3 protein-coding genes are annotated in these 10,012 nt (G+C 46.3%); all 3 read right to left on the bottom strand.

What is annotated here, in order from left to right:
- Positions 1–18 precede the first annotated feature (18 nt).
- Positions 19–1,422 (bottom strand): IS4 family transposase, encoded by a 1,404-nt coding sequence (locus tag KKA81_07750; GenBank protein ID MBU2650813.1) that lies wholly within the window; start codon positions 1,420–1,422, stop codon positions 19–21.
- A 559-nt stretch (positions 1,423–1,981) separates the two neighbouring features.
- Positions 1,982–8,947 (bottom strand): carboxypeptidase regulatory-like domain-containing protein, encoded by a 6,966-nt coding sequence (locus tag KKA81_07745; protein ID MBU2650812.1) that lies wholly within the window; start codon positions 8,945–8,947, stop codon positions 1,982–1,984.
- A gap of 12 nt (positions 8,948–8,959) precedes the next feature.
- Positions 8,960–10,012: aldehyde dehydrogenase family protein (locus KKA81_07740; protein ID MBU2650811.1), on the bottom strand; the 1,053-nt coding region annotated here is incomplete at its 5' end.

Raw genomic sequence — 10,012 nt, 5'->3', positions numbered from 1 at the left:
CCCCCTCCCTGCTGGCAGCTACTCTTTATACACATCTATGCCAAATAGATAGTACGCTTCAACTATCTGATTAAACTTATCGAGGCCCCATTTAAATGTCATGGGGCCTGGTGGTGATTGGGAAGCATAACCACTATACCCTCCCAATCTGGCAATAACCCAGGCTGCCCATGCCAGTGTGCATTTACTATGAGGGTTTTGTTGCTTGATAGTTGTTCCTCTCAGTTTTTTATCAAGTAATCCTAATACTTGTATTTCTTGGGTACTGAAATATTTATTCGCATGATCGTTATGTGTTCCATCTCTTGCCAAGCTTAGCTGTAGTATTTTCAGAGCTGCAGCGAACCCTATGAGTCCAAGTTTTTTTAAAGCTACACCCGTTTCTAGTTGACTAGCTTCAAGATTGATTCCTTGTAATTTTGTAATCCTGAAAAATTGTTCTATCTGCCAGCGAAAGCAGTACCAAATTATGATATTACATGCTTGTTCAAAGGTTCTTACATCATGTGTTGTTAACAGCAACCAATGAACAGGAGTCTGTCCCTCTTTACAGGTTGATGGGTCCTCTTTGGCTTCAACCAACATCAATGAAACATTCTCACTTACATCATGATTTAGGGATAATCCCTTTGCTTTTTTTATCAATACCTCTTTGAATTTAACATGTAAAAGTGCTGTACGTTTACTCTTATTCACCCGGGTATCTCCTTTTAACTCTATCCTAAAACTCCCTGCTATATCATCCTTATCGAGTGATTCAATCATGGTTAATGGTTGATCAAAGAGTAAACGGTCACCTCTGGCCCGGATGATAAGATCCGTCTTTTCATCGGGTATTTTGCTCCATAATTGATAGATATCACTTTCCCGATCAGAAATAAACGTAAAATGCGAGCTTTGATTCAATAAACTCCTTGTCTTATCAATGGCTTCAAGCCACCGATAGGATTCCTTCTCTTCAATTGGCAATTTTTTACTGGCTTCATGATCTCTGGTTTTCCTTTCAGGTTCCCGGCTCCACAACTTGCAATAGGATATACCTTGTGGCAGATGAGTTTCAGCATCAAATAAGACCATTACGTGAGCAAAATAGCCGAGATCGCGATTATTTCCTACTACGCCAAGTGAGCCATCTTTAATCCTCTTGCGATGATGTGCATAATTATATTCAGATGTGTCCTGAATACCGATGATATGTTTTTTGCCGCAGTTCAGTTGGCACTGTATATTTAGTGCTTTGATCAAATGCTCTTCTTCTATTTTTATGTTGTTCAAAAAGCGGTACCCTCCTATTTTATCTCGTTGTGATCCATAAGATCGGTTGATAATACTACATTGGTTATTCTGTAACAAAGTTACCATCTTTCTACTTTGATTTTGTAACCGCTTGTCGGGCAGATTTGATACATCTATGAAATCCATAATTGTTTTTTGAAGCAATAATCAGATTTATAGTGTATTATAAGAGCTTAATTGTCACAATAATATAAACACCACCGTGTTAATATCTTAACATTACATAGATGTGTATAAAGAGTAGCTGCTGGCAGGGAGGGGGCTAGGGGGTGGGTAAAAAAAATATAAAAAGTAAAACTTAATGCGAAACTTCAGTTAAACATAAATTAAAAAATTATGTTTTTTTTACTCGGAGTCGAGGCCCATCGGCCGAGCGGAGTCGAGGCCCTGTGCCGAGCGGAGTCGAGGTCCTGTGCCGAGCGGAGTCGAGGCCCCTGCTTGTTTAATACGCTTGCGTGTCACTCCGAGCGGAGTCGAGGAGTCCTTCGACAAGCATCCCTCGGCTACGCTCGGGATAACACCCTTCGGCTTCGCACCCTTCGGCTTCGCTCGGCCTTGCATTAAACGCAGAGCGCTATTATAACATGCCGGGGATGTTCTTGGACCAAGCGAAGCGTAGAAATTGTGGTGTTTTAATTAAGCTACAAGCAAACCACTCACAATGAATATATTACAATTTCTGGTACTAATGCATTACAACAAGCTTCCTGTAAAGCAAACCTTTACCGGAATATATTTTAAGAAGATATAAACCGGAATTAATTTCAGAAACATTTAAAACAGATTCTTTACTACCTGGAATCTGATCGTAAATTATTGTACCTGTGGAGGATAAAAGGGTTAACCGAAACAGGGGAAAATCCGAGTTGATATGAACGAATTCCGAGGCGGGTACGGGGTAAATACTGATCATGTCATGCAAATCATCTTCAATTCCTGCCCAGATATCAACCATTACCGAAGGAAGGGTATCGGCAACGCAGTCTTCAAATACAGCTTCCAGTTCATAGAGATAGACACCGGGTAAATTAAGTACATCAACGTAAAATGTATCCTGGGTAAAAGTCAGGAATTCACTATCGCGGTATAGATTATAACCGGTTACTTTACGCAAAGACGAATCCCGTGAATTGCTCAATATTCGATTTGATTCTTGTTGCAAAGCAAATGAATTCGCACTTGTGCCATTGCAGGTTTTGGGCGGCGTCCAACTCAAATGGGCTTCAACAGTGGTTGAAGTATAAATTTCTTCAACGGTAAAATTGCGTGCCGGCGGACAATTCCTGTAAACGAATATATTATCCAGTCGCCAGCTTTCAATATCGCTGCTGTTCCTTCCGGAGGCTGTGAAGCGTATCCTGAAAATTTTCCCAAAAGCAAGTGAACTGATGTTGAGGTGATATTTTTGCCAGTCGAAGCCCCCGGCGGAGTTGTCCAGTTCCAGCACCCTGTACCATTGTCCTTCCAGTTCGACATCCACCTGCAGGTATTCATCACCGGTCATATTCCTGTCATTGAGCTGCACATCGAAATCGAGCCAGATACAGCCATCGGTAAAGGGTGCAGAAATATTTTTTCCATCAATATACCAGGAAGTTAAAGAGGAAGCATAATCTGAGAGTATGGGGAACCAGTTAAATTCGGCAGCCGGTTCGGGATGGCCATACAGGATATTGATAAACCAGTTTTCTTCCTGTATCCACAGATTTTCCCCGAAGGTTCCGCTGTACCATGCTTCCTTGAAAGGCAGGGAATGACCGTATTCAACAACAGCTATAAAAGGACCTTCCGGGGCAGATTCGGCGGTATCGCCGGAAAAGCCGTACGGAGTCAGATCGTAAATACCCGTAACAGTATATTTATATGTTTCAGGCAACAGGGCAGTATCAATATAATAAGTGGTATCAGCGCCCAGGTATGGCAGCCAGGCCAGTTGCAGAGAATCTCTGTAAAGGTTGTATCCCAAAAAATTGGGAGGCACTATGCCTCCGGGGCCGGGGATATAATCGCAATGGCCGAGTTCCAGTCCGAAAAAAAGTTCATTTTGCAGTGTTCCGCCCAGGGTTACCCTGTTATCTTCGATCAGGTTACATTCGGTAAAAAGGCCACCGGCTATCTGTACACCTCCCAGGATGGGAAGAACATCGAGGCTGAACACCTGGTTTCCGGTTGCGATTTCCATTTGAACCAGTACTGCTCCTGAATTATCCTGGCTGAATCCCCAGAGGTAAGGCCCTCCATCTGTCCAGTCATCGTAAGCAAATCCGTAGAAATTACCAAAAGCGGTAACCGGAAAAGAAGCGATAAAAGCGCCGGATTCATTGAAGAGAGTAATATCGCTCGACCAGTTATTGGCCCAGTAAGCATCTTCTTCGGGATCGTAAGCAATGGCCCTTATTTCTGTGGGTGCGGTGAAATCCGTTACCAGGCTGTGGGAAGCAAAATTCATTACAAAGCATTTATTACCGGCGGCTCCCCCGGCCATATAGCCGGTATTGTGATTATACGCCAGATCACGAATATTTCCCGAGCCCAGGATGATAAATTCTTCCTGAAAAACGCCCTGCAGATCATACTTGTAAAAAGCATTCCCGTTCCATTTGGTCGTATAAAGGAACAATCCGTCTGTTTCCATACCCACTTCACCCTGTCCGACTGCCACCGGATAGCTGTATTGAACATCCCACTGGTCACGTTTGGGTGCAATTTCGTGGTTAACATAGTGAATCACAGGACTGTAATCCGAATATACATCCGGTTGATCCTCTCTCATCGCCTGTGCCGTTCTTTCCGCGTATACAGCGGTCAGCGGAGGTTCCCACCATAGTTCTACCGTATCACTATGTGTAATTCCGTCCAGGTTGCGCGGAGGAATGAGATATTCGCTGATGAAAGTATAAAAGGTTTTTGTTGAGAGGCCGGAGGTATACCTTGCGGCCACAGAGGCCTCGTATTCTCTTCCGTATTCCAGGAAAGGATATGAATAATTGTTCGTATCAGTCACTCCTGTCTTTTGGCCATCGAGATATACATAGAAATCCTGCGGGTTTGCCACTCCGCAATGAATAGCAACATTATCGATGGCCCAGCCGGAGGCCCACTGATTTTGACTATCAGCATGAAAAGCAATCCAGATGGGTGACTGTGCCGAAGGACCGCAAATACCTGTAAGCTCAAGGGTCACTATTGACCATTTGCCAGGTTGTGGATCCAAAGCTTTGAACAATTCCCAGTTCGCTCCATTGTCGTAAGAATACTCTACTTTAGCTAATTGCCCATAAGCTCCATCGTAAAAACTATCAAAAACAAGCACATAAGATTCCGAATCCCTTAGATCCAATGGGGGGGTGATCAGATAATCACAGCATGCATTAAATGCAGATCCGCTAAAATCAGCATTAGACACAACATAATGTGAATCCCAGGGAGGAATGATCCATCCGCCGGAGCTTCCATTCAATGTTCTGAACCACCCAATTCCCTGTGTGAGGGATTGCCATCCCACGGGAGGAAATTCAATCCCTTCAAAATCTTCGATTAATGCCTCATGCAAGGGCCAGTCCCAGGTTGCCTGTGATGTCAATGGGTCAACATAAAGGTTGCGGGGCGGATATCGATTTTCACCGAGAAGTATTTCAAAAAGGGTGTCTTTGGTTATTTCTATTGTTTGGGATAACTTTTCGAAGCCCGGCTTGTAAACTTCCAGCAAATAGGGACCCATGATGAGGCTATCGAAAGCACAGGTTCCGGAAGAGTCGGTCATGCAGGAATAGACGTTATAGGGATAATTTTCACCATACGCTAAAACCTCGGTATTTACAGGGATAGCACCGGTAGTGAGCGTAACATTAACATCCATGGCTGAGGCATTCCGGTTTCCTGTGATATTGGAATAAGTCCATTCCGATGTAATACCCTGGGGATACACTGCCCTGACGGCATAAGCATACCAACCTGCAGGCAGGGAATGGTAGGCAGTATCCATGTATTCCAGGGTTGTAATGCTGTCATCCAGGAATTCCAGGGTTCCGGTCACCGGTCCCGCATTGGGATCGAATCCGGAGATTCTGCCCAGTTCATAATGAGTAAGCGAGGAAACGCGGTCTCCTGAAGGACCTTCCACATACGCTCTGATCATAAAATCCTGGTAAGGAGAAAAATACCAAAAATCGCCAGGCATCCTGGAATAACTGCGGTAAGCGACAGGGAATGAATAATCGACTCCGAGGGGTGGAGCCGGGTGGGGTTGATCCTGTCTCATACTCAGGTAAAAATCCCCTTCAGCGAGGGTAGCCTCGAGTTCCCAGAATTCAACCCAGTCGAAGTTCTCAACCGTGACGGTGACCTCATCCAGCAAAGTACCGGGATATCCGTCGGGGCCGTCATCATCGTAAAGCATGACAGAGAAGGCCGATCCCATCCATTCGCCAGCCGGGAAGCTTCCATCGCCGATGAAGACCATACCGCCGAGGACGGTAGCCGGGTATCCTGCCGGAGTGAATTTCACGGCATTCTCCCCTCCTGCCTGGGCCCATAACACAAGTTCTTCCTCCTGCCCATCGTCATAAACGATTTCATAAGGGCCATAAGGCAATGCCCATTGCACATGGCAGGCTTCGTAGTTGAGGGTTGGGTTGGCTTCCACCCAACGGGGTGGATTTGGATATTCATGCATAACAATATCAAGTTGAACGGTATCTCCGGCAAGGGCGGAGATATTCTCAACAGATGCCGTAGTGTAACCGGTCTTCCTGAAAGAAACATCGTAGGAACCTCCGTTCACGTGCAGGATATAATGGCCATCGGGTCCGGAGAAGGTCTGACGGTTTCCTGCCGAAATCAGCACGCCCGAGAGTCCGGTTTGTGAGGCCGCATCGGTCACAAGCCCTGCATAGGATCCCGGCGGTATCACAATCAGGGTATCGTGGATAATAAAAACCGGCTGGTTAGGGTCGTTGGATTCACAGAACAAAGGCTGATAATATTTCCCCGGCGGGTATCCGGTCCCGTCGAAATATACTGTAACAAATTGTGACTGACCCGGCAGAACGAATCCCGATGAAGGGTCCACGGAGAGAATAAAATTTCCCAGTACCTGTAGGGTATAATCTTCGACTTCACCGAAAGGCAGATCTCCGCATGGTTCCGGAGCACTGTTCCATTGGAGGCGTATGCGCATCCTGGTAAATCCCGACAAAGCGCCTGCCGGCGGGGAAATTTGTCCTGTAAAGCCACTAAAAGGTGTTCCTGATAAGGCAAGCATGGTCTCATCCGAAAAATCTTCATCCTGGTCCCAATCTATCCAAACCCCGGCAACATCGCCTGCAAAGGGGCTTCCTACGTCTATCCTGAGAGAGTAGGTGTTTCCGTATTGCAACGTAGCAACGAGGTTTGTATAGTCACCATACTGTGTACATCCTGAGGAGTTATCAATATCACCCAGCCTTACCCGGGAAATGTATTCTCCGCAAGCGCCTGAGGCAGTGCAGTAGCCATCACCGGTCGCTTTTTTGTTAAAATCCGGAAATTCGTAATCGAGACGTGCGTTTCCCGTGTTCCGTATTTCCGTATATACTTTTACCGGCTGGTTGGGCAGGATAAAATCGGAATTTACGAGAACAGCGGGCAGGATATCAATCTGTGGCCGGGCCCATAAAACGCAGGCCGGTCCTGCCGGAGCGGTCGTACCCTCCGGGTAAACCGCCTGTATGGAATAACAATATTCACCATAAGCCGGTAAGAAATCAGTATAAGAATGTTGTGTACTTGTCCCCAGGAAGATCCCATCCCTCAGGATATTGAAATAGCTGTAATCCAGCTCTCCTGCTGACCAGTTTACTTCCGTCTTGCCGGTCTGTTCATCGATAAGGGTTGCCACTACGCTATGCGGTACGATAAGCGGTTGACCGTAAACATGCAGGGTGCAAGGGACAATGATGTGGTTGCTCTGGTAGGGTTGAAAACGAATCTGTCCATACTCCGTAGTCCCTGACGTCAATCCGGTTGCATCGAAAATCACGGGGATATTGTCGAATCCACCGAAGGGCATAACGGTACCGCTGTCGCGACCCAGGGAAAGCCAGTCAGACCTGTTTTGTTGCAGAAGATGCTCGTTTTGGTTATCTGAACCATCCAGTGAAACAGTAGCATACCAGGAAAAAGGCCCGCTGCCTGAATTCGCAATTATTTGCTGCTCAATAATGTATTCATTGGGGTTTAAAAGAACCTCATGGGATAAAGGAGTCACATAAGGTTGAGGTTTTGTGAGTATAAAATGCTTAACACTGGTATCGGCAGGAAGGACCAGGACAGTATCGCTCACCGGATTATAACCATATTTCCAGGCCTGAATCGTCCAGTTTCCGCTTGCGATAGATGGGAGTATATAAGAGCCATCCGGGAGTGATTTTGTTGTAGCTACATCAGGAATGCTTACAGTGGCAGCGTTGACAGGTTGCCCATCGTAATCAACAACATATCCGCTGACCGCACCGGAAGGCAGTTGGTACCCTATCCTGAGATCATCAATACAGACAATATCCCCCTGCTTAAAATAATTTTTGTAGTATTTGCACGACGACTGCAGTGTAATAGTGAACCTGCTGCCCTGGTAAGGAGTCAGGTCAAAGACATGTTCCTTGAATGGATCTAAATGGGAAAGGGGTTTAAAAATAGTATAACCGTTCATGTCGGCTATTACCTCATTATTGATCAGAACTCTGAACCAGCAGTAATTTGTGGTATAGGAATAGCCCTGTTTCAGGAAAAAGCTCATATACAGGTCGTTCGGCATGCCGGAAGGGATAACCTCAATATTCACCTGAGCAAAGTGGCTTTCCCTGGAGGGGTCAAATGCCATCTGAGGAGTGAGGGGTGTGGAGCCCCAGCCGAAGGCGGTTCCTCCTTCCAGCATCAGTCCAAAGTCTGAGTTATAGGAGGCATCCGTGTCTGTTCCGGCGGAGGATTCCTGTGCTGTGGAAATTCCAAGCTCCATTGGTACAGAACCATCCTCAAATCCTGCAAAAAAGGGAAACTGATAAACTGCGTAAAACTCGGTAACGGAGAAGTCGAAGTCGAAACACACGGGATCCGGCCAGGAATCGATCATCACGTAATAGGAACCAGGCTGAAGGATTTGCCGGATGGTCATAGGTTTGATCTGATAGCCGGAAGAGGTATATGTCACGGCCTCTATGCAATTACCCACATCCGGGCAATCGTCGAAGAGGGCCATGCCGGTCCAGTCGGACGAAGGGGTCATCGTGATGTCTATCATGCTTTCCTGGGATACATCAAGGCGGTAGATAAAATCCTCACCACCTGTATATGCTCCCAGGCAGGAATTTGTCATAGCATATACATTGCCATGACCACAGGTAGTATTTCCTGGTTGGTTAAAAGGCAGTTCTGCAGGAATGCTGATTATATACGGTTGAGTGCAATCATCTCCCGGTGTGCGGTTTCCCTTGCCTTGAGACAGGGGCTGACCGGTATGTTGTTTCAGGAACAAGGCTCTCTGATTAGCGACCCTGGCGGCCTTTTCCTGTTCCTGTGCTGACATTTCCCATAACATAGATTGCTGTGCAAGGCTATAGTCTGCCAGGAAGGTCAGCAGGATTGCAATCAAAACTATGTTAGCGAATAATCTCATTAATTTAAAAGATCATTGTTTATCTTTTACCAGGATCTTAGGTTCCAGCATATCCATCATGGCGTATTTCACGCCTTCGCGGCCCAGTCCAGAATCTTTTACCCCGCCGTAAGGCATATGATCCACCCGGAAAGTCGGGACATCGTTGATGATCACACCTCCAACCTCCAGGTCATGGAATGCCATGTTCATTTCATCTATCCTGTTCGTAAACACACCGGTCTGCAATCCGAACCTGCCTTTATTGATTTCATTCACAGCATCCTGGAAAGAACGGTATTTTTCGATGACGACAACAGGGCCAAAAATCTCCAGGGAGCAGACTTTCATATCGAAACGGGTATTTGTCAGCACGGTAGGTTCGAAATAAGCGGCTTTTCTTTTGCCTCCGCATAATATTGCGGCGCCATCATCAATGGCTTCCTGCACCCATACTTCAACTCTTTTGGCATTTTCCTCATCAATCATCACAGAAATATCCGTTTCCGGGTTTTCCGGGTCTCCGGCATTGAGTTTCCGGGTCTGTTCAACAAACATGTCTGCAAAACGCTCAAACACATCTTCTTGTACGTAAATCCTTTGTGTATGGATACAAACCTGACCAGAGTATGCAAATCCCCCGTTAACGCATTTCGGGACAGCCTTTTCCAGGTTGGCGGAATTACTCACGATCACGCCGGCATTACCACCCAATTCAAGGATGACCTTTTTCTTACCGGCGTCTTCTTTCATTTTCCATCCTACTTCAGGTGAACCCGTGAAGGAAAGCAGCTTAAAGCGTTCATCGGTAACCATGAGATTTCCGGTTTTCCTGTCCATAGGCAGGATGGAAACGGCCCCTTTGGGCAACTCGGTCTGATCGATGATAGTGGCCAACAAGAGTGTTGACAGGGGTGTGTTGGATGAAGGTTTCAGGATGATGGGGCAGCCGGCGGCAATAGCGGGGGCAATCTTATGCACGGCGAGGTTAAGAGGGAAATTGAACGGGGAGATTCCTGCTACCAAGCCAATGGGAAAGTATCCCACTATCCCTTCTTTACCTGTTCCGGCCGGGGTCCAGTCGAT

This window comes from Bacteroidota bacterium (genome assembly GCA_018831055.1).
Lineage (GTDB): Bacteria > Bacteroidota > Bacteroidia > Bacteroidales > B18-G4 > M55B132.
This window is presented reverse-complemented; position numbering and strand designations above follow the sequence as displayed.